The sequence below is a fragment of the Stieleria magnilauensis genome, assembly GCA_007753675.1.
Taxonomy (GTDB): domain Bacteria; phylum Planctomycetota; class Planctomycetia; order Pirellulales; family Pirellulaceae; genus Stieleria; species Stieleria magnilauensis.
On sequence record CP036432.1, the window covers coordinates 8,924,524 to 8,948,386 of the forward strand.

Below are 23,863 nucleotides of genomic sequence, written 5' to 3' on the forward strand. Positions count from 1 at the left end.
ACTGCCATGCCCACCGAAAAACGAAAAGTGCTGATCGCCGAAGACAATCCCGGCTTGGCTCGCGTGTTGTCGTTCAAATTTAAATCCTGTGGATTCGAACCGATCACCTGCGGCAACGGCGGCGAGGCATGGAAATCATTCTGTGACAGCCAAGTCGCGGCGGTCGTCAGCGACCACGAAATGCCGATCATGTCGGGGATCGAATTGATCGAACGCGTCCGAGAAATGGACGCGACGGTACCCTGCTTTTTGGTCACCGGACGTCAACTGGAATTGTCGCGCGACCCCCGCGTGGTCAAGCTGAAAATCGACACGGTGTTCGGCAAACCCTTCAGCCCCGGAACCGTCGTCTCGGCCGTCAATGACGCCATCAATCAACACGCCTCCAAAGCGGCCTGCCCACCCGCCCTCGCGGCATCCACGCCGAGCGGGGGAATGCCGTCGACCGGTCTACCAGGAGCAAGTGCATGAATCCAGCGGTTGCACAAAACGGTACGCTCCCAGGCAATGCAGACGAGACAGCGTCTTCCGAGACAGCGTCTTCGATCGTCAAAGTCTGCACGTATGACCAAGGTGGGCTCGACGGATCACTCGCCCATATCTTGGCCGAGGGGATCGGTCTGTCGGTCACGGTGGTCGAAGCGCGTGACGGCGGACACCCCTTGGTCGTGCAAGCGACCTCCGACCCGCATCGTGTGCACACCGAACAAGCGTCTGGCGCCGCGACGGTTCGCCAGGCACTCGCGCTGCCTGCCGGAGGGATCGCCGTCTGGTCGGCGCCCGCAGACCATGCCGAACGAATCGGCCGCCACGCGATGACACTGCTCGAGCTTGAAATTTCACGCAACGAAACCAAACAGTTGCTGGCCGAAGTCGATTCGTTGACCAACCAGGTGATGCAGGACTTTGAAGAGCTGTCGCTGATCCGCGCGCTCGCCTCCAGCCTGGAACTGCCGCAAACCGAAGAGGACACCGACGGTTTCGTACTCGCCTCACTGATGCCCTTGGTCAGCGGCGTGGGTGCCGTCTCGATCGCAGCCATCCTGGTCGATGATTCCGGACGACAGCAACGTCGCCCCCTGTGGACCGGAACGCGACTGATCCAAGACGAATCGGTGTTGGAACTGATCCAAAGCCATGCCGCGGAACTGAGTCAGCAACCGGTCGTCCGCAATCGCAACATCGGCGATCAACATTGCGGCGTTGCCGGGCTGGACGAATATGTCATTGTCGAGTGTTCCAGCGAAGGACGGCTGCACGGCTGGGTGATGGCCTGCAATCGGGTGAAAGATGATGTCGACGACGTGCCGTGGGCGCAGCTCGGATTCACGACCGTGCAAGCGTCGCTGATGGAAACGGCGACCAATCAGTTGGCCGCGCAGCTCAACAACATTCGCCTGCTTCGTCAAAAAGAAGAACTGTTCACCGACGTCATCCGCGCACTGGTCAATGCCGTTGAAGCCCGCGACCCCTACACCTGCGGGCACAGCGAACGCGTCGCCAGCTTCGCCCGCTGCCTGGCATCGAAGATCGGATTCACGTCCGTCGAATGCGAACGGATCTACCTGACCGGTCTGTTGCACGACGTCGGCAAAATCGCGATCCCCGATGGCGTGCTCCAAAAACCCAATCGGCTCAACGACGAAGAACGCGCGATCATCGAAACGCACACCGACTCCGGCTGGCGAATCTTGCAAGAACTCGATGCCCTGCAAGACATCCTGCCCGGTGTGCTCTACCATCACGAACACTGGAACGGCGAAGGCTATCCCGATCAATTGGCCGGCGAAAACATCCCGATCGACGGTCGCATCCTGGCCGTCTGTGACGCCTTCGACGCGATGACCAGTGACCGCCCCTATCGCAAAGGCATGTCGATCGACCGCGCGGTTGCGATTCTCAACGACGGCGCAGGCACATTTTGGGATCCCAACCTGATCCAAGTCTTTCATCGGTACATCGACGAAATCAACGAGATCCGCATCAACCACCAGCCTCGTCAGCCCGCGACCCGACCGGCCCCCGTCGATGGACGCCCCATCATCGGAACCCCGGGATTTACGGTCCCCGCTGAGACGCCCCAACCCTCCACGCGCGGCCAGTGACTGGAACGTTGATGCATCGCCAGCACCACTGCGATTCAAGCGGCGCGGCGCTGCCCGAATCCGGTCTCGCCGGCCGCCCGATCGATCAGCAATGAGAAATCACCCGGCTTGGCAATCACCAGGTCGACCCCGGCCTCCATCGCCGCGGACTTTGATTTCGGCGTGATGTTTCCGCTCACCCATACATGCTCGCGGGGCGGATCCACCAAGCGGTCCATCAAGCGGTCCCAGGATTCACCTTCAGTCGCCGAATCATCCCACCAGATTTCGTCGAATCGATGCAGGGTCGCCAACTGGTCGGGCCGGCACCAGATCGCCGACGCAGGGCCGGAAGAGGCGATCGACAGCAGCGCTGACGCGTTGGCGTAGCTCGACGCAACGACCGCGATACTTTGCGGCGCGCCACTGGGCGGGTTGGCCCATCCGCAGCGTCGTAGGTACCCCGGCAAAAAGGATTCCCACTGATGCCAATGAATCGTCGGCACGTCAAACAGATCCGCCGGCGATGGTCGCGCTCCGGCGCACAGCGGCCCCAACAGCAACACCGCTTTGGCATCCCCATGCAACCGACAGAGCGTTTGGAACAGCTCGATCGATTCGGCCGAATCATTGTCGCGGCAACACAAGATCGTCCGCACCGCCGACGCCGGACGCAACAGCGCGGATTTTAAATCGACGCGATAAGCCAGCTGCGAAACGTGCGACTCGCAAAAGTCATAAGCATCGCAGTAAGCGTTTGAATCGCGATCGCCGATCCACAGCAACGTCCCGTGATCCGTCACACCGCCGTGATCGACCAAATGCATCGACATCTCCCCACCCCGAAGTCCTGTTCGCTTCCATTATGCCGACAACAAAACGTCTGCCTCTTGCAGGCAATGCCATGCTTCGCTCGGGTTTTCACAAGCCCGCAACCGGTTCAGAAAGGATTCCATTGCGATCAGTCGGCTAATCTTGGCCAGGGTACGAAGGTGTGCCGAATCGTCGTAAGAGCAGATCAGAAAAAAGACATCGGTCATGTGACCGGTGTCGGAGAACGGGATCGGCGCTTGGCTGACGGCCAAACCGACGACGGTGTCGGCCAAAATCGAGGTCTGGGGGCGACGGGGGTGTAACAGCGCCACGCCACAGTCCAACGCGGTGGGATGCATTTGTTCACGGCTCTTAACGGCCTCCGCCATCGCCGGCGCGTCCCACATCATTCCCGAAGCGGCGACCAGGTCACACATCGAGCGGATCACCGATCCACGCGTGCGAGCCCGCAACGGGATCTCGATGGTGTCGACGGTGCACAATTCATGCAACTCTCGGTCCTGCGTCTCATCGGTCATGCGGTCCACAACGCGTTGGACACGTTCCAGTTCGACGCTGTCGTCGCTGGCACCGATCTGATCCTCCAGCCAATGGTGGATCTCGGCCTCGTTGAATCGCCATTGCCCGCCCACCTTGCGCCCCGGCAGACGACCGCGGAGCACCATTTTCTCCACTTTGGCGGGCGTGATATGTAGGTATTGCGCTAACTGGGCTAAATCAAATTCTTCCATTGTCGGCCTAATCAGTTTCTTGGTTGACGCACGTGTTGGCTGATTCCTTTGGTCGACACCGTTCGTCAGTCGACACCGTTCGTCAGTCGACACCGTTCGTCAGTCGACACCGTTCTGGCAAGGGGCCCAGAAAATCTTGTTGCGTGTTGTCCGTCCACAGACGCGGAATTCGCACAACGCGTCTGATCTATTCGCACGCGTGTCGGTTTCGTTGCCGCGTATGGTGACTGACCGGCACGGGTTTAGGGAGGTCCAAAAACCGCGGATTCTCCGTGAAATCTTTCCAGATTCACTCAAGTTTCATCGCTCCGAAGCCGGTCTCGGTCTTGACCGTGATCGCCGATGGAAGCTATTCCCGAGTTCAAGCATTCGATTTTGACAGCTCCCAACGCTTTGCGGCATTCGTGTGACACTCAGCTCGCCCAGTCCCAGTCCGGCATCGACGCGGCCATTGCGGCTTGCGGGAAGGCCTCATGGTGCGCCGTCCCTGTTCCGTCTGGCGGGCGTGCTTGTGTGGATGGGTTGGATCGCAGCCGCGGCAGCGACCGCACAATCGCCCGGCAACTCGCTGGATGTTCCACAAACGCGTCTCGCCCCGATCACCACCCCGACCGGACCCGCCGCATCCCCGCCGGCAGCTTCGGGGCAGGTCTATTCGGGACAGGGCTACGGGTCGCCTTACAACGCGTCGCCCTACAACAACCCGGCAGGCGTTTCCCAGTTTGATCCGTATGCCGGAGCGCCGGCGTCAGGGTTTGTCCAACCGTCTCCTTCCTCGCCGATTTTGGGCTCATCCTCGGGACTGGGCGGCGGTTTGTTCGGCGCCCCGACCACCGTCGCGCCCCAGGGTGGATTCTTCGCGCCCGCTTCGCCACAACCCTCCTACGGAACGCCGATCTATGGTGGGCTGGCCAATCAACCGCCACCGATGATCGACGCGGGAAACCTGTTCGGCGGCAACGCGTCGGCGGGCCTGCCGTTGAATCCGTCCAGCAACTATGCCGCACCGCCGTCGTACGGCTATCCGTCGACCGCCTACCCCAGCGGCTCGCCTTCGACGCTGTTTCCCGGCGGACTGTTCGGCAACACACCTTCGTTTTCACCGCAGCTGAATCCCTATCGTTTGATCCAACGGATGCGGTTTCGCCACACCTACCTTCAGGACGGCAACGGCAGCGACGACCTGGGGATCAACGACACCGATGTGGCGTTGGCGTTTGCGATACCGAGTTTCCTGTATTCGACTCAACCGCTGTTCATCGCGCCGTCGTTTTCGCTGCACCTGTGGGACGGCCCGCAATCGATCACCGGCGCTGATCTACCGGGAAGCGCCTACAGCGCGTTTTTAGACTTTGCCTGGCAATCGGATCCCAATCGAATCCTGGGCGTCGACTTGGGTCTCAGCGTGGGCATGTTTAGCGAATTTCAATCCTTCGACATCGACGCGTTACGAGTCCGCGGCAAGGGTCTTGGCACGTTTCGCATCACCCCCGCATCGACGCTGAAAGTGGGCGTTTATTATTACGATCGCGTCGACGTTAAACTGCTGCCGGCCGTCGGGCTGTTCTGGCGTCCCAACGCGTTCACGAAAGTCGATCTGTTTTTCCCCCAGCCGCGTTACTCACGGTATCTGTCGACGGTGGGCACCAACGATGTGTGGTGGTACGTCGCCGGGGAATACGGTGGCGGGTCGTGGACGATCGAACGAGATGGCAAAGGCGAAGACCAGGTGGACATCAACGACATTCGCTTGACCACCGGTTTTGAATGGGGCGAAAGCCAACGGATGCGCGCCGGGCTGCGGACGTGGTTCTTTGAATTCGGTTACGTCGGCGACCGAGAACTCGTCTATCGTCGCAACCCTGCCGACAACCTCAGCATCAGCGACACCTGGATGTTCCGCCTGGGCCTGGGATATTGACTGGCCACACCGCGTGTTGTGAAACGGCAACATCGTTGTGCAACCTGATGTGGCGAATGATCAACACGTTCGCCGTCAACATCTTGATTTACGAGAGAAACATGGCCTGAGATGCCGCGGCACGCCGGTTGCGTGTGTCGCATCGGCATGAACACCTCTTCCATCGATCGACTCCTCGCGCCGCCACGTGCCGCTGTTGCACGTTTCCTTCTGCTCGGTTTCCTCGGGTTCAGCCTGCTCGGCCTTGGCGGCTGCTCGCCTCCCGCGTTGTTTGAAAACGAATACGGCGCATACGTCCCTGCGATCGATTCGGACGCCGTGATCCCACGCGGAATGCGGCGGACCAAAAATGGTTGGGAAGACGCGTCGTTGTGGTTCGTTTCGACGGAGTTTCAATCGCGATCGATCGAATCGTGGCTGGACATCCAGCGGCACCGAGAACCGAACTGGTTGAGGAAGTTTTTTGAACGGATTCGGACGACACCGCCGCTGATGATCGCCGTCATCCAAATCACTGCGATCGCAGCGATTGTCCATATCAGCCACGCTCACAAAGCGGAACCGGTCAGTAATTCGGCTAAAACTCCCTCTCCACCTTTGCCCTGATCTATGATGCACTGCTGCACCCTCCATCCCGTCTCCGCCACACGCACCCGGCGCAGGTTACCGTGACTCGCATTCTTATCACCGCATTTGAGCCGTATGACCGTTGGAAACAGAACTCCAGCTGGTTGGCGCTGGTCGACCTGACGAGTTGGTACGAAGGCGCGTTGGAGATCGCGACCCGTCGCTACCCGGTCGATTTGCCCAAGCTGCGCGAGATGCTCGAAGCCGACTTGGCCCGCAACTATGACTTCGCGATTCACCTGGGTCAGTCGCCCGGATCACCCGTGATCAAACTGGAATCGGTCGGTCTAAACCTGCGCACCAACGGCGAACCCTTGCTGGTCGATGCGCCGGCGGCCTATCGTTCGACGCTCGACCTGGACGGTTGCCTGGAACGGTTGACCGCGGCGGGAATCCCGGCCCAGATCTCCCATCATGCGGGCACCTACCTGTGCAACGCCGCGCTGTTTCTGAGCCAACACTATGCCGAGATGATGGGGCGTCGAACGCAGAGTCTATTCCTTCATCTGCCACTGACACCGGCGCAAGTTGCCGCCGACGGATCGGCGATGGCCAGCATGAGCACGCCGATGCAGAGCGCCGCGATCGCGGTTGTCAGCGAGCATCTCGCTCAAGCCGATCGCTAGTGCGTCGTGACTGCTACAGCGAGTTGGAGAATGCGGACTGCGTGTGCTCTTGGCCGGGTCGGGCGGTCGGCAAATTCTTGTGGCTGAATGGCGTCAATGCGCCAGCGGGAAAATAGAAAGCCTTGACATCGGGGTGGCGAGAATCCGACATTGCGCCGACACGAACAACCGTGCCATCAGATAACTCAAGCGTGTAGTCGCAGTCTTTCATTGTTCACCTTCCTGCGTGCTGCTGGACACCAAATCGATTGCCCCCATGCCTCAAGCGTTCCGATCAACAACAGTGGCTTGGACACTGAAGTAACGCGGCAGTGCGTCACAAGTCCGCATCGAACTGCAAGGATTTCTTGGAAATGCTTGTTTCCTGCTTCCCCCCCGAGACGATCTTTCGCCGAACCGGGTGAAGCGACATGGAAGTCGACACGGAAGAACCGCGTCAAAGAATCCTAGACCATGTTCAAGCCAACGCCGCACCGGAACCGCTCGCGCGGCGGTTAACCGTCAAGACCATATTCCTTGATCTTCTTATGGAGCGTGTTGCGGTTCATCCCCAACCGAGTCGCGGCTTTGGTTTGTACACCGCCGCAGGCCTGAAGCACTTGCGCGATCAATTCCTTCTCCACCACATCGACGACACCGCGATGGACATCCGTTGAGTCGCGTCCGGCTTGGTCCAATCCGAGTTGCACGACGGTCTTTGTCATCGTTTCGAAGTCAACCGGACCGGCCGCCTCCAGATCCGCCGCCGGGATCGGCTGACCACTCGTCACGCAGTCGGGCAACAGCTCAACGAGCAACTCATCGGTTTCAGCCATCACCACCGCGCGTTCGACATAGTTCTGCAACTCGCGCACGTTTCCGGGCCAATGGTAATCGCGCAGGGCCTCCATCGTGCCGGGGCCGATGTGGGCCACGTAGCGATCGTTCAGCTCGTTGTAGTAGTCCAGGAAATGCGAGACCAATGCGGGGATATCGTCACGGCGATCACGCAGCGGTGGGATCTCGATCGGCACCACATTCAACCGCCAGTAAAGGTCTTCGCGGAAGCGTCCCCCGCGAACTTCGCCCATCAGATCACGGTTGCTGGCCGCGATGATTCGCACGTCGGTTCGAAGCGTGGTGGTGTCGCCGACGCGTTCGAATTCCTTTTCCTGCAACACGCGGAGCAGTTTGACCTGCAGGGTCAGGGACGTGCTGTTGATTTCATCCAAGAAAATCGTGCCGCCCTGGGCGGCTTCGAAGCGGCCGGTGCGATTGCTGACCGCACCGGTAAAGGCGCCGCGAACGTGCCCGAACAATTCACTTTCGAGCAGACTTTCGCTGAGCGCGCCACAGTTGACGCGGACAAACGGACGGCCGCTGCGATGGCTCAACTGGTGAACCGCACCGGCGATCAATTCTTTGCCGACCCCGGTCTCACCGAGCACGAGCACCGAAGCGTTGCTGACCGCAACACGTCGGGTGATGCGATAGACCTCCCGCATCGCCGAGCCATTTCCGATGATTCCCGGCAAGGGAGCGTTCTGAAGTGTAGTTGCAGGGTTGCCGAGCATTGCCATGAAGCGATCACGGCGGAACCGGACTCTCAAGTCGAGCCTCGATCACCGCAGGCGTTTCGCCTGATCCAGGAAGTCGTAAAGATTCCGCCCGTTCCGCCAATGCATCGGAGTGCCCCAATGCCAACGAGCAATTGTGCTACCTCAGCACTGCCGCGAAAGTAGCGTTTTGCGGCGGATCCCGATACCGGGTGTGTTTTAACGAGGCTACGAATCACCTTGCAAGGCTGCTGCGCCGGTCATGCGAAAACGGGCCCGCTCACCGACCGAGAGTGGCGGCAATCGACGCTTCGACTCGACTTCGAACAACACATCGGTCAACGCCGCCGGGCTGCCCGGCAGCGGGACCAGGTAAACGGCAGGCGTGTCATTGCTGATCCAGCGATTGGAGGTGGTCTCCAACTCGGTCCGCCGGAGACTCTTTTCGCTGGTTTCGGCATCACTGTAAAACACAATCGGAATCCGCTTGCCCTTGGGCTGCCGCCGGACGCGATCGACCAATTCGGCCGGTGCCGCATCGGCAATCCTGATCTTGCTGACAACCATTCGCAGGTCACCGCCACGCTCAATCGCCCGCTCGACCTCAATCGCCGACGTCACCCGCTCGACCACGTACCCCATCTGGTTGAGGATCGATTCCTGACGCAGTGCAATGACCGGACGCGTTTCCAACAAGATGACCAGCGGGCTGGAATCGAGTGACGCCATCTCCGCCAACGTCTTGCGAACGTAGCTCGCCCCTGGAAACGCAAACCCCCTCTCGGACCTGGAAACGGCCTGCCACAGACCGTCCGCCGCCTCATAACGAATCCGCGGCTGGGGATCGCGAACCGCCTCAACCAACTCAGAAAACCCACCGTCGCGACCGACCAGCAAGTCGGAACCCGCGTTGCCTGAAGCGATGGAATCCGACAACAGACGCACGATGCCGACCGAGGCGGGAATGTCGTTTCGACTGCGTAGCTCTGCCAGTGCGACCAATAGCGAGGGTGGATCCACTTGATCGCGATACAGCTGACGGACTTGCTTGACTTGGTCAGGATCCCCCCAATTCACATCGACCATGACACGATACGCCAGATCAGCCGCCAGCACGCTGCGGCCGACCGCAGGGGGCAAACTCCCCAGCCGCCGCAATCGTTGCGCCGCGTCATAGGCCTCGCGGTATCGCCGAAAAATCTCCGTGCTGCGGTTGAACTGCACTCCCGTGCGATCGTCATTGACCGACCACAGGACCGCCGGTGACAAGTCGTTCGGCGTTCGCATCGCAACCGAGCGCAGCGTGTTTAATCGATCGGCCAACACCGCGATGGCGTCCGGTTTTTCAAAGCCTGGGGGAAACACCGAGGAACGACGCGCGACTTGGGCTTCTTCCGCCGTCGCATCGGTCGCCAATGCCGAAGCGATCAACGTGTCGGTTGCCGCTGCAGGATCGAGAACCCGCAGTGCGTCCAAGGCCGACGCGCGAACACTCGGGGCTCCGTAGAGTGCGAGTTGATTGAGTGCTTGAGCACCACCGTCGCCAAGCGCCTTGAGCACGCCGAGCAACTTGGCGCGATGACCAGCACCCACCCCCCCGGTGATCGCGGAGACGATCGCTTCAATGGAAGCGTTCCCGCCGGCCATCAAGGTTCGGTTGGCGCCCAGATTGGCATCAATCGCATCGCCGGCAAGCTGATCGATCGCGGCGCGTAGACGCTCCGGCGACTGCTGGTTCGCCTTCGCCGCAGCCGTCATTTTTTTGATCGCCGAACGGCTGGCGTCACTCAGGTCGCTTCGAAGCGAGATCCGCAACAGCAATTCGTTGCCGATCGCATCGGCGGCTTGGGCCAGCTGGGTCGAATCGCCGACGCCATCAATTTTCGCCAGCCAATGCTCGACTTCAGGCCAGGCACCGATTCGAGCCAGCGAGCCGATCGCTTCGGCCCGGTAGATCCCGCCCCGGGCGGCAGTCGATTCGAGCTGACGGACCAGCTCATCGGTTTTGGCCGGGGCCTCGGTCGGATCAGAGGCCTCCGACGGCCCGTCGTCGAATTGACCGGGAGCGCCGGCGGCCAGAAAAGCCACCGACGCAAGAGAGACGGCGATGATCAAGACGTGAAACCGCATGATGGACAAACGGGGGGGGAGAGGAGTGGAAGAGTGCCAGGGGACCCAGCGATATCTTAGTCACCGAAAGACCGACGTGCGCCCAATCCCTTTGCGTTTGGCCGAAGGGGACACCGCTTTACCTAGTGGTATTGGCACTGGGGCCGCACCGCCAACAAGACACACCAGGCGAAGGAGCCCGGTGACAGGCACCCTTCTGAGGAGCCAACCGGCATTCAGCGGCCGCTCACTCCTCGCTCGGGGCATCCGCCATGATCTTTTCCAACTCCTTCCAATTCTGCCATTCAATTGTGCCTTCCTGAGGCACCGGATCGCCCGACTCCCGGACCATCTGATTGAGTTGCTTGGTGCGTTTCTCAACGCGCTGCTGCCACTCTTGGTGCAACTCGTCTTTTGTCCGGCCCGATGTACCGGGGCGATTTTTGTCCTGGACGCGAGCGAGCAACCGTCGATCGATGTCGCGGGTGTGATTGACGTATTCTTCGGCGCTCAACCGTGCCTCATACTCCTGGCTGGTGAGGGTGGCGTGCGCCGACGAAAGGCCATTCTTCTTGCCCGTCAGAGCTCCCGAGCAAAAGGGCAGGGTGAAGGCCCATGCGATCAGTCCGGTCGAAAACAAGAACGAGCCCAGGATCGCGAACTTTGCGACGTTGCTGCGTGGCAACGCGTGATTGCGATCACTCTTACGTCGTCCACCGGCCTGCACGCCGCTGTCGTGACCGGTCCGGTCACTTTCGCGGCGGTTCATCTCGGGCGGTTCGCCCGGCGTTGCGTTGCTCTTCTCTGACATGGTTGCTTCCCCCGACAGGTTTGGACGTGGACTACTTGGTCAAGATGGTGGGCAAGTTGTTGGCGATCTCCTCAAAGATCCGCACCAGATCCTCGCCGGTCGCAGCGTGATAGTGCTTTCCGCCGCCGATCGCCGCGACTTCCCGCATGTCTTGCTGGTTGGCACCGTCGCCAAAGGTCACGGTGTGGATCGTCAACAGATAATTGTTGACCAGCGACTGGGCCACGTTTTCGGCCCACGGAGTTTGGTTCTGATTGCCGTCGGTCATCACGACCATCGTCTTTGCCGCGAACGGCCTTGCCCGGCTATGAATCAAGCCCTCGATCCCTTCTTGCATGCCTTTGCCGATGGCGGTGCTGCCACCGGTATTGAGCTGGGCGACTTTATTGCGAACAATTTGAAGATCCTTTTCCAGCAACGTGTCCAGCGTCGCACTGCTGGAATAGCTGGCCAGTGAGACCTGTTCTTCTTGGCTGGTCCCATCCAGCACGTCCAAGAACGCGTTGACGGCGACTTCAAGATCCTGCCACGCGTTGGTCGGCGGCGTGCCCTTGTTGAAGTAGTTCTCGTACATGTACTGCTGGTAGGTCACCCAGTCATGGCCGTTGGCATAAGAATAGCGCCAGCGTCCGCGGGACCACCATCGATTGAGTTGGCCTTGGCCGGCCGCCCAATCCTTGGCCGCGGTCGAGAACGGGTTTTCGCCGTAAGCCCAACCGAAATCGATGTCGTCCATGGACCCCGAACGATCCAAGATCAACGAGATATCTCGGTCCACCTGCATTGCGACCGAGTCGTGTTGTGTTTCAAAATCGTTGGTGCTGAGCAAACCGGGGATGATCAAGGGAACGTTGCCCGACAACGAGCCTTCCAGTCGTTTTCCATGAACCCGAACGGCACTGGCAACCGTTCCGTTGCGAACGGCCGGGGTCGGGATCTTGATGAAGTGGTAACGGCTTCCGTCGCCGCCGTATTGCTCCGTTCTTCCGAATTCGATTTCGCCGTCGTTGTCGCCCGAACGCAGCCGCAGCGGTTCGCCATCGACCGTGTTCAGCGCGGCGGTCGCAACGGCGGCATCGATCGCGGCGTCGACGGTTTGCACCTCGCTGAACGCACGACCGGCCGAGCGTGCCGCCGCGTCGGTGGCGATCGACAGCTCCGTGCGGGTCAGTTGCATGTGCGCGGCGTTGATTGCAAACGCGGCCAGAATTGCAAGAACGGGCAACACGACCGCAGTCATCGCCATCACCGTCCCGCGACGGTGTTGCGATCGGGCGTGGTTCGCGCGTCCTTTTCGAGCAGATTTGACGTTCATGGTGTAACTCGCGGAATTGGGACGAAAAGGAATGTCTGAGGAGTGGAAAAGAAAGACAAGGATTACTGTTCGTAAAAACCGTCGTAGCGTTCGGTCCGAATCCGAGCGGTCGATTCGATCGTCGCGTTGGGCAAGAACATCGGTGCAAACAGTGCGATTGCGTCGAAGTCGACGGTCACGGTGACCACCACATCGCGTGCATCCGCGTCGAGCGGCTCGACGCGGACCTGGTACCCCGCGTTGGTCATCATCCCCATCACTTCGTCCGCGGCCGCCTCCGCTTCTTCGGCCGTCGCCCCAGGCACCATCGCGCGGCGCGCGGCAAAGTAGGCCGCATCTTGTGCCAGGTTTCGGATCATGTTCATCCGAGCAAATTCCATGCACGTGAAGATCAACACGAAAAAGATGTTGGCGCAAATGGCGAATTCCACGGCAGCCGCGCCGCGTCGACGCTTGCCGGTGTGTCGACGTTTCGACCGAGTCTTACATCTGGAACGTGGTTTCATGGCTGGGGTCCGCAGCGGAAATGATGGGGCTAGTGAAGCGTTGTTTCAGGTGGAACGGTCAGTTGTTCGGCAGATTTTTGTACTCTTTGCGCAACGTCACATCCGCGGAAAGACTCGTCCCAGAGAACAGCGCCGAGGGGATCAACAGGTTTCCATCGCAGGGCACGGTCACGGTCGTGGTGACGTTTTCCAGCGTGTCCGCGTCGGCAAAATCTGGCGAACTGAACGTACAGGGATTTCCGCTGTATTGAATGTTCCGCTCGTCCAAGAACTGCTGCACCCTGGCGATCACATCGGCGTTGGTGCGGCCCCTCGCGACGCCGCGACGAGCTCCCTCATAGGCCGCCAACTTGATGGACTCTTTCAAGAACAACATCGAACAAAGATCGATGGTTCCGATCGTCAGCGCGATCAGTGCTGGCAAGCAAACGGCGAATTCGACGGTGGCGGCACCACGACGCCTGAATCGGCGGGAGGAACGACACGAACTCGTGTTGCGACGCTTGGAAAGAATCATGACGAGAGGCGATGGAGTGAACGAACGAGTGAATTCCGCTGTCGGAACCCTAGCTCGCAATCCTGTCGCAAGACGGACATTTCATCCGTCGCCTCTCACAAAAAAGACGGAGTTTTTCCGTCACCGGCTAAAGACAATCGGTACGGCCGGACTCGTTGAGTCGCTTGACGGCCTCGCGGACGCGCTCTTCGGCCGATTTGGGCGCCACCAGCGTCGCGTCCTTGGTCTGCACGACGATCAAGTCCTCCACTCCGATCGTAACGATGGTGTGGCCTGGTTCGCCAAAGATGATTGAACCGGTCGTATCGATCCCCAGATGTTCGCCGACGACCGTGTTGCCATCGGCATCGGCGTCGTGCAACCGTCCCAGCGATTGCCAACTGCCGACGTCATCCCATTGAAACGGAGCCTCGATGACGGCGACGTTGGAATACGATTCCATCACCGCATAATCGATCGACGTCCCTTCGATCGCGCAGAATTCTTTCTCAAGAACCTCGTCGTAGTCGGGCGAACCGATCGCGTCGGCAATGGTCTGGATGTGCGAATACATCGCCGGCTGGTTGGCCTTGATCGCCTCAAGGATGACCGATGCCCGCCACAAAAAGATGCCGCTGTTCCAATAGAAGTCACCCGACTGCAGGTACTGCGTCGCGGTTTCCTGGTTCGGCTTCTCGCGAAACTGGTCGACCTGATACGCCTTAACGCCGGACGCCCTATCGGCAGGGCTGTCAGATTCGATCGCCGGTCCCCGCTGGATGTAGCCGAAGGATTCGGCAGGATAGGTCGGTTTGATTCCGAAAGTAACGATCCGCTCGGGATCCTCGATCACCAACCGTTCGGCCGCCGAGATCGCACTGCAGAATTGCTCGTCGGTGCCGATCACGTGGTCTGACGGCATCACCGCCATGATCGCGTCGGGATCCTGGTGAGCAATCAACGCGGCGGCCAATCCGATGCACGGAGCGGTGTCGCGTTTGGCCGGTTCGCCGATCAAGTTTTTCGCCGGATGCGACGGCAGTTGTTCCGCGATCGGATCGACCAAGACTTTGTTGGTCACGATCAGTTGCCGCTCCGGCGGCACCAGCCCGGCCAGCCGATCGCTGGTCGACTGGATCATCGTCCGTTGCCCGGAAAGGGCCAACAACTGTTTCGGCCGCAACGTCCGACTCGCCGGCCAGAATCGCGTCCCACTTCCGCCTGCCATGATCACCGCGTACAGCATGTCCGATCTTCTTGAATCGTGTAATGAAGTGTCTTTGGCAAACCTAGCGAATCAATCGGCGTAGGGTAAGCCGTCAAGGCGATCAGGGTTGGGTCGCCCAAAAATCCAGCACCCGTACTTTGTCCAATACCGGCTTAAGTACTTCCACAAACGCTTGGTGATCGGGATGCGGCAGATACCCTTCGCGTCCCTCTTCACTGTCGAATGCGACCAAGAAACAGTGGGTGAATCCGTCGTCGTGCTTTTCCGGGCTGTTGTTGGTCGACCATTCGAACGCGCGAATCGTGTCGATCTTCTCCGGCAGCTCGGCAAATGCTTGTTCAACCTTCTTCACTTCTTCACGCGACGCCGAATCCTTGAACTTGAAGAACACCGCATGCTGCAACGCTTTCTCGGGTTGTTCCTGTTTCGGATCGCCCCAATAGTCCAGCACAAACACGTCTTTCATGTGCGGCCGCAACACATCGCCGAACGCCTTATGCGCCGGATGGGGCAGATAGGCTTGACGCCCCGCTTCGTCGGCGAACGTCAGTAAGAAACAATGCGTGAATCCGTCATCCAACCCTTCGGGGCTGTTGTTGACGCCATACTGAAAATCGATGATCGAATCGATCTTGGACGGCAACTCGGCGAACGCATCAACCACGCCTTGAATGTCCTCTTCGCTCGAAGACTCTTTGAACGAGAAGAAAACTGCGTGTCGTAACATGCCGCTGTTCACATTGTCGGGGTTTTCGGGGTGGACGATTTTGTCGGCCGCTGCGCTAGCCGGTTGGTCGGCCGGTTCGCTGGTTTGGTTGTCGGTCACCGGCTCCGTCGTGGCTGCATCGGCGGTCGCGGCGATCGGCTCGGCCGTCGTCACCGCGTCGGGATCGTCGGGGGCACCGCAACCACAAACGGCGATCAACAAACAACAGCCCATGACGAATTCAGAACGAAACATTTTGGCAACCTTGTGGGGAAATCGAGAACGGGAAAGAACCATCACGCGTGCCGCGGTTCAATCGTAACGGATGTGCTCGTCGCGCGGTTGCTTGGATCGCGGCCGCCTTGCGTGCCGCAAAACATCACCCCGCAAACACGGTTTCGCGGTGCGAAAGCCGACCCTGTCGCTGCGGCATGGCCCCGCTTCACGGGTGTTTCCGGTAACGCGGCGCAGCGTCGAGTTGCGGTGGTTTACCAGGTTTGAGCGACCGACCGCGATTCAGGCGGACTTCTGACCTGCCAATCGCAGCTTTGCCTGCCGGGCCAACAGCTTTTTCTGATAACGCCCCTGGACGACGTCGACGATGATCAACACGGCCAGCACAAAGTAGAACGTTGATTTCTGCATCGCTTCGACCTTATACCCGAACAACTGAATGTGGGCCAAGTGGCCGCCTTCGCTGACCAGCATCACACCGACGATGAACAGGATGAACAGCCCCAACACCTCGTACATCCGATTCTTCTTCAAGAACTCGGCCACGTGATCGGCCAGCCAAATCATCAACAGGCCGCTGATGATGATCGCAGTCGCCATGATCGCAAATGATTTCGTCAGCGCCATCGCGCTCAAAATGGAATCGAAGGAAAACACCAGGTTCATCGTCACGATCAGCGAGATGGCCTTGGTGACCGAGTTTCCCTTCCCCCCCTTGTCGCCGTCTTCCCCGAAATCCGAAACCGCCAGCAGGTGATAGATCTCTTTGATCGCCGTCCAGAGGATGAAGGCGCGCCGCCGATCACGATCAAACTGTGCCCGGAAAGATGCATTTCCAGCGGATGCGAAACCAGATTCATGAACGGGTCTTCGAGCAACTTGATCAGATTGACGACCACGAACAACAAGATGATCCGGAACACGATCGCCAGCCCGATTCCCCACTTCCGCACCATTGACTGTTTCGATTCTTCGACCCGTTTGCTCTCAATCGAGATGTATAGCAGGTTGTCGAAGCCGAGCACCGCTTGCAGCACGATCAGCATTCCCAGCGTCAGAATGCCGCCGATGGAAAACAAACTCTCCTCGGACGGTTCGGCCAACTCTCCCGTGACCACGTCCGGCGTGGCGGTCTCGGCCAACAACATCAGGGGCTCGGTGAGCATCCCCAACGATAACGAGGTGCTGAGAATCGAACTGACGGTTGAGCAAAAATCGAATTCGAGCATCGGGTCAGCCAGTCGCTGGGGTGGTTCAGATTTCCCGCGGGCACAATCCCCGCCGGAGTGGTGACGGGATTATGATGCCATCATCGATTCCACCTCAACCCCGCAAAAAACTCGCGTCACGCCATCGCACGCCAACCGTGAGAGTCAAACGATGAAAAAAACCCCACGCCGAAACCTCCTGATCACCGCCGCATCCCTGCTGACGCTCACCCTGTTCGGTCCGGGCGTCACCCACGCCGCCGAATCGGATACGCCAATGACGAAGCAGTATTATGAAGTCCGCACCTACCTGCTGGGCGACAACGGCGACGCCGCAGCGGTCGACCGCTACTTGGAGCACGCCTTGCTGCCGGCATTGGGGCGTTTGGACATCGGCCCGGTGGGTGTTTTTTCGCCGGCCGCAAACGACACCAATGACCGCGACAGCATCATCGTCGTGATTCCCGGCAAGAGCGCCGAACAACTTGCCGAACTGCCGACGCGGCTCCAAAACGACGAACAATACCTCACCGACGCCAAACCCTACCTGGAACGCGGCCCCAAAGACGCTCCGTTCGCGAGAATCTCCAGCGAACTGCTGGTGGCGATGGACTGCATGCCGACGCTAAACGTCCCCGCGGGCACCTTGGACAACAACGATCGCGTCTACGAACTGCGGCTGTACGAAAGTGCCAATGAGCGATTGGGCAATTTGAAAGTCGATATGTTCAACAATGGGGAAGTCCCGATCTTTCTCGATTGCGGCATCGCCCCGATTTTCATCGGCCAAGCCATCATCGGTCCCCAAACGCCAAGCCTGACCTACCTGACGGTCTACCCCAACGATGCGGCGCGACTGAAAGCCTGGGACGCCTTCCGCGCCCACCCCGATTGGCAGGTCCTCAAAGGCGTCGCCAAGTACAAGGGCACCGTCAGCAAGATCGACAAACACATTCTGACGGCCAAACCGTATTCGCAGATGTAGCGGCCGACGAGCGTTCTGACCACATCACCGCCCTCGCCCTGCAACTTGGCTGAAGGAATGTGGGTCAATTGAAAGGTGTTGAGAAGGATGGGATATAAAACGACCCGATGCACGCTTGGGATCAAGCATGCATCGGGCCATTGTCGGTGACGGTCATCTGACCGTGTCGCTTCGTCGTGACAGCGGGGCGTCTTAGGCAGCCGCGTTCTTTTCTTTGGCTTTCTTCTCTTTGGCATTGCGGTAGTCAACCACGTCCCAAACCAGACCCAGCGTTCGGAACAGACGAATGGCTTGCCAGGTGATGTCAAATTCCCACCACTTGTGACCGTGCTTGGCCATCCGTGGGTGAGCGTGGTGATTGTTGTGCCAGCCCTCGCCGTAGGCGATGATCGCGACCAGCCAGTTGTTTCGACTGTCGTCGGTCGTTTCGTAGTTCTTGTAGCCCCACATATGCGACGCACTGTTGACCATCCAGGTCGCGTGCAACACGCCCACCAGTCGGACGAACAGCCCCCACACCAACAACGAGGCGCCGAAGGAGGCACCGCCGAAGTAGTATCCGACGCCGAACAGGATCGCTCCGCTGGCGATGTGAATCGGCAGGAACAGATAGTCCATGATTCGCATGCCACGAAGCTTGTAGAGATCCGGAGCCCATTTCTGTAGATATGCTTTGCGATCACCGTTGTGGGTGTGGTAGGCGAGCCAAAACATGTGGCTCCACCAACTGCCGTCGTGCGGCGAATGGGGATCCCCTTCCTGGTCGCTGTGTTTGTGGTGCTTGCGGTGGTCGGCCACCCAATCCAGCGGCGTGCCCTCGCCGGCGAGCGATCCGATCCCGGCCAACACGTATTTGAACCAGGTCTTCGTTTTCATACCCGAGTGCGTCAACAATCGGTGATACCCCAAGCAGATCCCGATGCTGCCGGTCAGCCAGTGCAATCCCAGCATGACCGCCAGTCCGGTCCAGGTGAACGTGTACCAGGCAAAACCCAGCACGACGGCATGGGCCAGCCCCAACCATCCGATCGCCCACCAGGAGATGTTGGCGAAACGCTTGCGATCGTTCGCCGTCTCCACCTGACCCTCAGGCTTGGACTGCTTGACCTCCAGCGTGTTGGGATCATTCCAAGGTTCCGCTGCATTGGGTTCGAGTGATCCAGCGACCTGTTCCCCGGCGACTTGCTCCAACTCGGGTAACTCTAGCGTGGTTGAATTCTCAGATGACTTCCGGTGCGATTTCCGCGGTGTCTCTACTACGTTCGCCATAACGACGATTCCTCGATCAGGACGTTGCTTTGTGCTGAGCGGCATTCGGTTGCCGCTCGGGTCTGCGAAAGTCTAAGGATTTGTAAATCCCTGTCTGTCTCGATCGGGGCATTTGAATGTAACGGAGATGTAAAAGATTCGGCCAACCCCCTCCGGTGAGCGTCACAACACCAGTGATCCGCATGCGACAAAGCGTGTTCCGACCGATTCGAGCATGCGAGCGTCGTGAATTCGCCAATTCGGGATGACAGCATTGGCGGCGACGCGACGGGCCAACGACGGGTTGGCGACGGGGGGGACAACAGTCAGCCGGAAAACTCAACGCAGAGCGATCGACCGGACGCAAAACGCCATCGCGGAAGACGATTCAATCGCAACGGTCGTTTCAAGCGGAAGCTCGCCGTGAATATCGTCCGATGAATCGGGTTACCGGTGAGAGTCTGCTGTTCAGCGGACTCGGCGCGGACGAATAGGAGGGAGGTACGGTGGGTTCACTGTGGGAGTGAAATCGTCGTCACCGACCACTTGCGATTCGGTTTTCAAACAACGGTCGAGTTTCGCTTTCGAGTGAAACCCGGCCGTTTTTCTTTGGCCACACGACGTGGACATTCGCAACCCCGACATTGAATGGAGCCAGAGACTAGTGGTGCGTCAAAGTCTAATTTTAGGGTAGACGGATTTGAGTTTAACCCGGGCGTCGTCAATTTTCATCTGCCAGTCAACGCCTCGTTGTCTTGCATTGATGTCCGATGACCATGCTGCAATCTCTCTGGCCAACTCCTCAATACTTCCAATGCGTCGCCCGCCAACACATTGACGGGTGATGCTGCTTAACTCGTTCTCTGCGATATTGAGCCAGCTACCGTGCTTGGGCGTATAGCACCAGTTGATTCGCTTCACCAACGCCCGTGCTCGAGACGGCTCAAACACTTCGTAGAAAGCCCCGCGAGTGTGCGTGTTGAGATTGTCGCAAACCAACGTCACCGTCTCGCAATCGGCGTAACGTCCCTCAAGCAGCTCAGCCATTAGCAAGGCCCAGTCCGCTTTGGTCTTGGTCTCTCTGGCGTAGGCTTCTCGCCATCCTGCCAGCGGCTCGGTGTACATGAAAATGTTCGCTACTCCGGCACGTTCGTATTCATAGTCCACCCGGCGGGGATGTTCGGTGGTCGCTTCGATCGGAACGTTGACGTCCTTGATCAGTTGGACCGGTTGTTCATCCATGCAGATCACCGGATGACTCGAATCGTACGGTTTTTCGTAAGTTTCTAGCACATCTTCCATGCTCGCGGCGAACTCCGCATCGCACTGTGGCGGGATCACCCAGTACTCGATGTTGCGATTATTCATGCGATTTTTTTTAGCGTCTGGCGAACGGTTTCATGCGAGACCGAATCGCAGATCCCCAGTTCGACGACTTTCTCGGCGAGCAATCTCAGCGACCAGTTGGCATAGCCTGCTGGCGGTTTGCCTAGACGAGTGGCGATGATTTTCGCCTCTTCTTGACCGCTGAGGCATTTAGGTCTGGCAGGCTCCGCACGTTTCTTTCCCTGCAGTGTTTGCTCAAAGCCAAACTCGACAAACCGCTGTCGTATATTTTCGACCGTCTTGGTGCGGCAACGATAAGCTTCAGCAATCGCCGCATCGGTCCATGCCAAATCGTCTGCATCCGCAGCAAGCAAGATTTGGGCACGACGCACCTTCTGGCTAGAACCGCTAAACTTCTTGACGATTGCATCGAGCGTCCGACGCTCCTGATCGTTCAACCGAACGATGTACTTTTTCTGCATTGGAAAACCCTCCGTGTTCCCCAAAGCATGAAGCTTTTACGCGATTAGACCAACCCTAATTCTTGAAGCTGACGCACCACTAGTGCTTTGTGTCACCTTGCCTTTCGGGTAGGCGGTAGTGGACGACGCGAGGAGTCCCGCGATTTGCGGTGTTGTTCAATTATAGGAAATGTCGGAGGACTCGTCGCCTCGTCCACTACCGGAAAATTGAGCGGAGACGGAATACTAGTGCGACGGTGGTTGCTTGAACGGGTTTTCGTATCCCGGCGTGTCGCCAAAGCAGATGCCCATCGCCCGGGCGGTCTGAACGGCCGAGCCGGACGGATCGACGGTGCGAATCTGGTCGACCGCCTCGGCAATGGAGACATCGCGAATGTCCGGCGGATCGCTGCACACCATTTGCCCGAATTTGCGTTCGGTGATCAGCCGCACCGCATGGGCGCCGTATTCGCTGGCCAAGACGCGGTCAAAGGTTGTCGGGCCGCCGCCACGCTGCAGGTGTCCCAGCACGACGAATCGGACATCCTGTTCGATCATCCCCTCGAGACGCTCGGCGATGACCTGGCCGATCCCGCCCAGACGGACCTGTTTGTTTTGCACCCCGGCCTGTTCTTCGACGACCAGTCCGCCGGAAGGCAAATGGGCCCCTTCGGCCACGACGACCAACGTGAAGTACTTTTCTTGTGCCCGACGTTCGGCGATTTTCGCAATGATGTTGTCATAGGTCCATTCGATCTCGGGAATCAAAATCACGTCCGCACCGCCGGCGATCCCCCCGTGCAGGGCGATCCAACCGGTGTGCCGCCCCATCACCTCCAACACCATGACCCGCTGGTGGCTCGCGGCGGTCGTGTGCAGCCGATCGAGCGCGTCGGCGCAGCACAGCACGGCGCTATTGAACCCGAACGTGAAGGCGGTCGCTTTGAGGTCGTTGTCGATGGTTTTGGGGACTCCGACCACCGGTATCCCCGCTTCGTGAAACTGCAGTGCCGTCGACAGCGACCCGTCTCCGCCGACGACAATCAGCCCCTCGAGCTTCATCCGTTGGACCGTCTCGGCGACGCGACCGATCAACCGCGGATCCAGCTCCGCGCGGCCGCTTTCCCCAACCCGCGCCGCAAACCGGCCCTTGTTGGTCGACCCCAGAATCGTGCCCCCCTGCACCAGAATGCCTGCGGTGTTCCGCGGGCTGAGCACCTGATAGCGAATCGGATCGACAAGCCCCTCGAATCCGTCCCGAAACCCGACCACGTCATAACCCAGCCAAAAGGCGGTTTTGGTCGTCGCCCGGATCACCGCGTTCAGCCCCGGGCAATCGCCGCCGGAGGTCAGGATTCCGATCCGCGGTCGCTCCCCCAGTCGCTCGCGACCGTAGATGTGGACCTCGCCATTTTCAGTGATTTCAACGGACATCCCGCGATTGCTCCTGCCTGCCGATCGTTCTCCCAACGCCCCGCTGACGGGCCGCGGGGCGGTTTACCCTGCGAAAGTAGACATCGAGGACCGATTCCAATAGCCCAAAATGCAATTCCTGACGACGATTTCACTTGGTTCTGCTAGGGCGCCGATCTATGATGGGGTTGGCAAGAGGAACGATTTGCGATCATCCCCTGGGGAGGTTCGGGCCGCGAATCCAAACGCCTTATTCCTCTGGCCCGGTTTCATCCACCCCAATCGACGCTGCGCGCAGCGTCAGGCGGGGTGTCGAAAGGTATCCCCATTTCATGGTCGCATCCGGGCGTTAATCTCATCACCGTTGCGGCTCCAATCGCACAAGGAATTCGAACGTGTCCTATCGCACCCAATCAATCCCTGCCCGTCTTGTTACTCGCCGCGTGTTCGCCGGCCTGATGTCGCTCGGCGTTGCCCTGAGCGCCGGTCTGGCGTTGGCAGACGCTCCCGCCGAAGACGAAACCGTCCAAGCCGAACTGTTTGCCGCGATCGATGAAGGAAAAATCGACGTCAAATTCATCCCGCTGAACACCACCAAAGCGAACGTCATCGTCAACAACCTGACCGACAAGCCGATGACGCTGCGACTGCCCGCGGCGTTTGCCGGTGTCCCAATCAACCGTCAAGGAATGATGGGTGGTATGGGCGGCATGGGCGGCGGCATGGGTGGCATGGGCGGAGGCGGCATGGGTGGCGGCGGCGGCGGCCAAGCCATGGGCGGCGGAATGGGCGGCGGCGGCATGGGTGGCATGGGCGGCGGCATGGGCGGCGGCATGGGCGGCGGCGGCATGGGTGGCTTCATGCGAATTCCCCCGCAACGTCAACAAAAACTCGCCGTGACCACCGTTTGCCTGGAACATGGTCGCCCCGACCCGACTCCCAAAATGGCCTACAAAATTGTCCCCTTGGACTTCGTCACCCAAGACGACCGCGTCCATGTGCTGTGCGAAGCGCTCGGCAATCGCCAAGTCGCTCAAAACACCGCCCAAGCGGCAGCCTGGAACTTGATGGACAAGCTGCCCTGGGAAACCCTGGCCGCCAAGAACCGCGTCGAGAGCAAGTACACCGGCAACGTCCGCTGGTTCTCGCCGATCGAAATTCAATCGGCCATCGCCGTCGTTCGTGAAGCCACGCGGATCGCCGAATCCCGCAGCGAAACCGAATCTGAATCCAACGACTCTCTCTCCAGCGAGTCTCTTTCCAGCGATAGCTGAGTCCCCCCGCACGACCGAGCGTTGGATCATGCTCGGCCGCCCGTCGGATCACACCAACGGCTGACGAACTCCGGTTCGCCAGCCGTTTTTTGTGCCACCGAGTTGGTGCCCCGATGCTGAGCAACCGCCCCGCACCGTCTCGGCAACGGCCTTCCCCGCGCGAAATCCGTGATTCGCTGCCGCAG

24 protein-coding genes are annotated in these 23,863 nt (G+C 59.4%); 7 read left to right on the top strand and 17 right to left on the bottom strand.

Features of this window, described 5'->3' with window-relative positions; all coding sequences use genetic code 11:
- The first annotated feature begins 6 nt into the window (after positions 1 to 6).
- Both TBK1r_RS32095 and TBK1r_RS32100 read left to right on the top strand, forming a co-directional pair.
- A complete protein-coding gene (locus TBK1r_RS32095) occupies positions 7 to 471 on the top strand; it encodes a response regulator (protein WP_145219533.1) in 465 nt (154 codons plus the stop codon).
- Positions 468 to 2,105, top strand: coding sequence for an HD-GYP domain-containing protein (locus TBK1r_RS32100; protein ID WP_145219535.1), 1,638 nt, complete (start codon positions 468 to 470; stop codon positions 2,103 to 2,105). Before TBK1r_RS32095 ends, TBK1r_RS32100 begins: the two co-directional genes overlap by 4 nt.
- Before the next feature lie 35 nt (positions 2,106 to 2,140).
- Here the strand turns inward: TBK1r_RS32100 and TBK1r_RS32105 are convergent, their stop codons facing one another.
- On the bottom strand, positions 2,141 to 2,917 hold the full coding sequence (locus TBK1r_RS32105; RefSeq protein ID WP_145219537.1) for a hypothetical protein: 777 nt from the start codon (positions 2,915 to 2,917) through the stop codon (positions 2,141 to 2,143).
- A 30-nt stretch (positions 2,918 to 2,947) separates the two neighbouring features.
- Positions 2,948 to 3,649, bottom strand: a complete 702-nt coding sequence (locus tag TBK1r_RS32110) for a PTS sugar transporter subunit IIA (protein WP_145219539.1) — start codon at positions 3,647 to 3,649, stop codon at positions 2,948 to 2,950.
- A 517-nt stretch (positions 3,650 to 4,166) separates the two neighbouring features.
- Here TBK1r_RS32110 and TBK1r_RS32115 point away from each other — a divergent pair.
- From TBK1r_RS32115 to TBK1r_RS32125, 3 genes are all read left to right on the top strand, one after another.
- Complete coding sequence (locus TBK1r_RS32115; protein WP_419580602.1) at positions 4,167 to 5,570, top strand: hypothetical protein; 1,404 nt, start codon at positions 4,167 to 4,169, stop codon at positions 5,568 to 5,570.
- Positions 5,571 to 5,717: 147 nt separating this feature from the next.
- Positions 5,718 to 6,176 (top strand): hypothetical protein, encoded by a 459-nt coding sequence (locus TBK1r_RS32120; protein ID WP_145219541.1) that lies wholly within the window; start codon positions 5,718 to 5,720, stop codon positions 6,174 to 6,176.
- A gap of 62 nt (positions 6,177 to 6,238) precedes the next feature.
- Entirely contained in the window at positions 6,239 to 6,823 is a 585-nt protein-coding gene (locus TBK1r_RS32125; RefSeq protein WP_145219543.1) for a pyroglutamyl-peptidase I, read from the top strand.
- A 13-nt stretch (positions 6,824 to 6,836) separates the two neighbouring features.
- Here the strand turns inward: TBK1r_RS32125 and TBK1r_RS32130 are convergent, their stop codons facing one another.
- The 11 genes from TBK1r_RS32130 to TBK1r_RS39510 form a co-directional block, all read right to left on the bottom strand.
- Positions 6,837 to 7,034, bottom strand: coding sequence for a hypothetical protein (locus TBK1r_RS32130; RefSeq protein WP_145219545.1), 198 nt, complete (start codon positions 7,032 to 7,034; stop codon positions 6,837 to 6,839).
- A 283-nt stretch (positions 7,035 to 7,317) separates the two neighbouring features.
- Positions 7,318 to 8,307, bottom strand: a complete 990-nt coding sequence (locus tag TBK1r_RS32135; RefSeq protein WP_419581606.1) for a sigma-54 interaction domain-containing protein — start codon at positions 8,305 to 8,307, stop codon at positions 7,318 to 7,320.
- Between the two features lie 279 nt (positions 8,308 to 8,586).
- Positions 8,587 to 10,488 carry a hypothetical protein gene (locus tag TBK1r_RS32140; protein ID WP_145219547.1) on the bottom strand — a complete coding sequence of 634 codons (1,902 nt, stop codon included), beginning with the start codon at positions 10,486 to 10,488 and terminating at the stop codon, positions 8,587 to 8,589.
- 226 nt (positions 10,489 to 10,714) lie between these two features.
- The gene (locus tag TBK1r_RS32145; RefSeq protein ID WP_145219549.1) at positions 10,715 to 11,278 is read right to left on the bottom strand and encodes a hypothetical protein; all 564 of its coding nucleotides are present in this window, start codon (positions 11,276 to 11,278) and stop codon (positions 10,715 to 10,717) included.
- 31 nt (positions 11,279 to 11,309) lie between these two features.
- Positions 11,310 to 12,593 carry a VWA domain-containing protein gene (locus tag TBK1r_RS32150; protein WP_419580603.1) on the bottom strand — a complete coding sequence of 428 codons (1,284 nt, stop codon included), beginning with the start codon at positions 12,591 to 12,593 and terminating at the stop codon, positions 11,310 to 11,312.
- 62 nt (positions 12,594 to 12,655) lie between these two features.
- The gene (locus TBK1r_RS32155; RefSeq protein WP_145219552.1) at positions 12,656 to 13,099 is read right to left on the bottom strand and encodes a TadE/TadG family type IV pilus assembly protein; all 444 of its coding nucleotides are present in this window, start codon (positions 13,097 to 13,099) and stop codon (positions 12,656 to 12,658) included.
- 58 nt (positions 13,100 to 13,157) lie between these two features.
- The gene (locus TBK1r_RS32160; RefSeq protein WP_145219554.1) at positions 13,158 to 13,616 is read right to left on the bottom strand and encodes a TadE family protein; all 459 of its coding nucleotides are present in this window, start codon (positions 13,614 to 13,616) and stop codon (positions 13,158 to 13,160) included.
- 127 nt (positions 13,617 to 13,743) lie between these two features.
- Complete coding sequence (locus TBK1r_RS32165; RefSeq protein WP_145219556.1) at positions 13,744 to 14,841, bottom strand: mannose-1-phosphate guanylyltransferase; 1,098 nt, start codon at positions 14,839 to 14,841, stop codon at positions 13,744 to 13,746.
- An 82-nt stretch (positions 14,842 to 14,923) separates the two neighbouring features.
- A complete protein-coding gene (locus TBK1r_RS39275; RefSeq protein WP_419580604.1) occupies positions 14,924 to 15,784 on the bottom strand; it encodes a Dabb family protein in 861 nt (286 codons plus the stop codon).
- A 261-nt stretch (positions 15,785 to 16,045) separates the two neighbouring features.
- Entirely contained in the window at positions 16,046 to 16,549 is a 504-nt protein-coding gene (locus TBK1r_RS32175; protein WP_473772527.1) for a TerC family protein, read from the bottom strand.
- Positions 16,438 to 16,992, bottom strand: a complete 555-nt coding sequence (locus tag TBK1r_RS39510; protein WP_473772470.1) for a TerC family protein — start codon at positions 16,990 to 16,992, stop codon at positions 16,438 to 16,440. The genes TBK1r_RS32175 and TBK1r_RS39510 overlap by 112 nt, the downstream gene beginning before the upstream one ends.
- Positions 16,993 to 17,143: 151 nt before the next feature.
- Here TBK1r_RS39510 and TBK1r_RS32180 point away from each other — a divergent pair, with 151 nt between their 5' ends.
- On the top strand, positions 17,144 to 17,956 hold the full coding sequence (locus tag TBK1r_RS32180) for an NIPSNAP family protein (protein WP_419580605.1): 813 nt from the start codon (positions 17,144 to 17,146) through the stop codon (positions 17,954 to 17,956).
- A gap of 192 nt (positions 17,957 to 18,148) precedes the next feature.
- On the opposite strand, the gene TBK1r_RS32185 is transcribed toward TBK1r_RS32180, so the two are convergent.
- From TBK1r_RS32185 to TBK1r_RS32200, 4 genes are all read right to left on the bottom strand, one after another.
- Positions 18,149 to 19,225 carry an acyl-CoA desaturase gene (locus TBK1r_RS32185; RefSeq protein ID WP_145219558.1) on the bottom strand — a complete coding sequence of 359 codons (1,077 nt, stop codon included), beginning with the start codon at positions 19,223 to 19,225 and terminating at the stop codon, positions 18,149 to 18,151.
- Between the two features lie 651 nt (positions 19,226 to 19,876).
- On the bottom strand, positions 19,877 to 20,572 hold the full coding sequence (locus TBK1r_RS32190) for an IS630 family transposase (RefSeq protein ID WP_145209010.1): 696 nt from the start codon (positions 20,570 to 20,572) through the stop codon (positions 19,877 to 19,879).
- Positions 20,569 to 21,012, bottom strand: a complete 444-nt coding sequence (locus tag TBK1r_RS32195) for a helix-turn-helix domain-containing protein (RefSeq protein ID WP_145209012.1) — start codon at positions 21,010 to 21,012, stop codon at positions 20,569 to 20,571. The genes TBK1r_RS32190 and TBK1r_RS32195 overlap by 4 nt, the downstream gene beginning before the upstream one ends.
- A gap of 225 nt (positions 21,013 to 21,237) precedes the next feature.
- A complete protein-coding gene (locus TBK1r_RS32200; protein ID WP_145219560.1) occupies positions 21,238 to 22,425 on the bottom strand; it encodes a 6-phosphofructokinase in 1,188 nt (395 codons plus the stop codon).
- A 374-nt stretch (positions 22,426 to 22,799) separates the two neighbouring features.
- Here TBK1r_RS32200 and TBK1r_RS39280 point away from each other — a divergent pair, with 374 nt between their 5' ends.
- Positions 22,800 to 23,678, top strand: a complete 879-nt coding sequence (locus TBK1r_RS39280; protein ID WP_419580606.1) for a hypothetical protein — start codon at positions 22,800 to 22,802, stop codon at positions 23,676 to 23,678.
- Positions 23,679 to 23,863 lie beyond the last annotated feature (185 nt).

Bases quoted from the DNA above. Each gene is read 5' to 3' on its own strand.
- TBK1r_RS32095 (WP_145219533.1), top strand. From the start codon at position 7: ATGCCCACCGAAAAACGAAAAGTGCTGATCGCCGAAGACAATCCCGGC.
- TBK1r_RS32100 (WP_145219535.1), top strand. From the start codon at position 468: ATGAATCCAGCGGTTGCACAAAACGGTACGCTCCCAGGCAATGCAGAC.
- TBK1r_RS32105 (WP_145219537.1), bottom strand. From the start codon at position 2,917: ATGTCGATGCATTTGGTCGATCACGGCGGTGTGACGGATCACGGGACG.
- TBK1r_RS32110 (WP_145219539.1), bottom strand. From the start codon at position 3,649: ATGGAAGAATTTGATTTAGCCCAGTTAGCGCAATACCTACATATCACG.
- TBK1r_RS32115 (WP_419580602.1), top strand. From the start codon at position 4,167: ATGGGTTGGATCGCAGCCGCGGCAGCGACCGCACAATCGCCCGGCAAC.
- TBK1r_RS32120 (WP_145219541.1), top strand. From the start codon at position 5,718: ATGAACACCTCTTCCATCGATCGACTCCTCGCGCCGCCACGTGCCGCT.
- TBK1r_RS32130 (WP_145219545.1), bottom strand. From the start codon at position 7,034: ATGAAAGACTGCGACTACACGCTTGAGTTATCTGATGGCACGGTTGTT.
- TBK1r_RS32135 (WP_419581606.1), bottom strand. From the start codon at position 8,307: ATGCGGGAGGTCTATCGCATCACCCGACGTGTTGCGGTCAGCAACGCT.
- TBK1r_RS32140 (WP_145219547.1), bottom strand. From the start codon at position 10,488: ATGCGGTTTCACGTCTTGATCATCGCCGTCTCTCTTGCGTCGGTGGCT.
- TBK1r_RS32145 (WP_145219549.1), bottom strand. From the start codon at position 11,278: ATGTCAGAGAAGAGCAACGCAACGCCGGGCGAACCGCCCGAGATGAAC.
- TBK1r_RS32150 (WP_419580603.1), bottom strand. From the start codon at position 12,593: ATGAACGTCAAATCTGCTCGAAAAGGACGCGCGAACCACGCCCGATCG.
- TBK1r_RS32155 (WP_145219552.1), bottom strand. From the start codon at position 13,099: ATGAAACCACGTTCCAGATGTAAGACTCGGTCGAAACGTCGACACACC.
- TBK1r_RS32160 (WP_145219554.1), bottom strand. From the start codon at position 13,616: ATGATTCTTTCCAAGCGTCGCAACACGAGTTCGTGTCGTTCCTCCCGC.
- TBK1r_RS32165 (WP_145219556.1), bottom strand. From the start codon at position 14,841: ATGCTGTACGCGGTGATCATGGCAGGCGGAAGTGGGACGCGATTCTGG.
- TBK1r_RS39275 (WP_419580604.1), bottom strand. From the start codon at position 15,784: ATGTTTCGTTCTGAATTCGTCATGGGCTGTTGTTTGTTGATCGCCGTT.
- TBK1r_RS39510 (WP_473772470.1), bottom strand. From the start codon at position 16,992: ATGCTCGAATTCGATTTTTGCTCAACCGTCAGTTCGATTCTCAGCACC.
- TBK1r_RS32180 (WP_419580605.1), top strand. From the start codon at position 17,144: ATGAAAAAAACCCCACGCCGAAACCTCCTGATCACCGCCGCATCCCTG.
- TBK1r_RS32185 (WP_145219558.1), bottom strand. From the start codon at position 19,225: ATGGCGAACGTAGTAGAGACACCGCGGAAATCGCACCGGAAGTCATCT.
- TBK1r_RS32190 (WP_145209010.1), bottom strand. From the start codon at position 20,572: ATGAATAATCGCAACATCGAGTACTGGGTGATCCCGCCACAGTGCGAT.
- TBK1r_RS32195 (WP_145209012.1), bottom strand. From the start codon at position 21,012: ATGCAGAAAAAGTACATCGTTCGGTTGAACGATCAGGAGCGTCGGACG.
- TBK1r_RS32200 (WP_145219560.1), bottom strand. From the start codon at position 22,425: ATGTCCGTTGAAATCACTGAAAATGGCGAGGTCCACATCTACGGTCGC.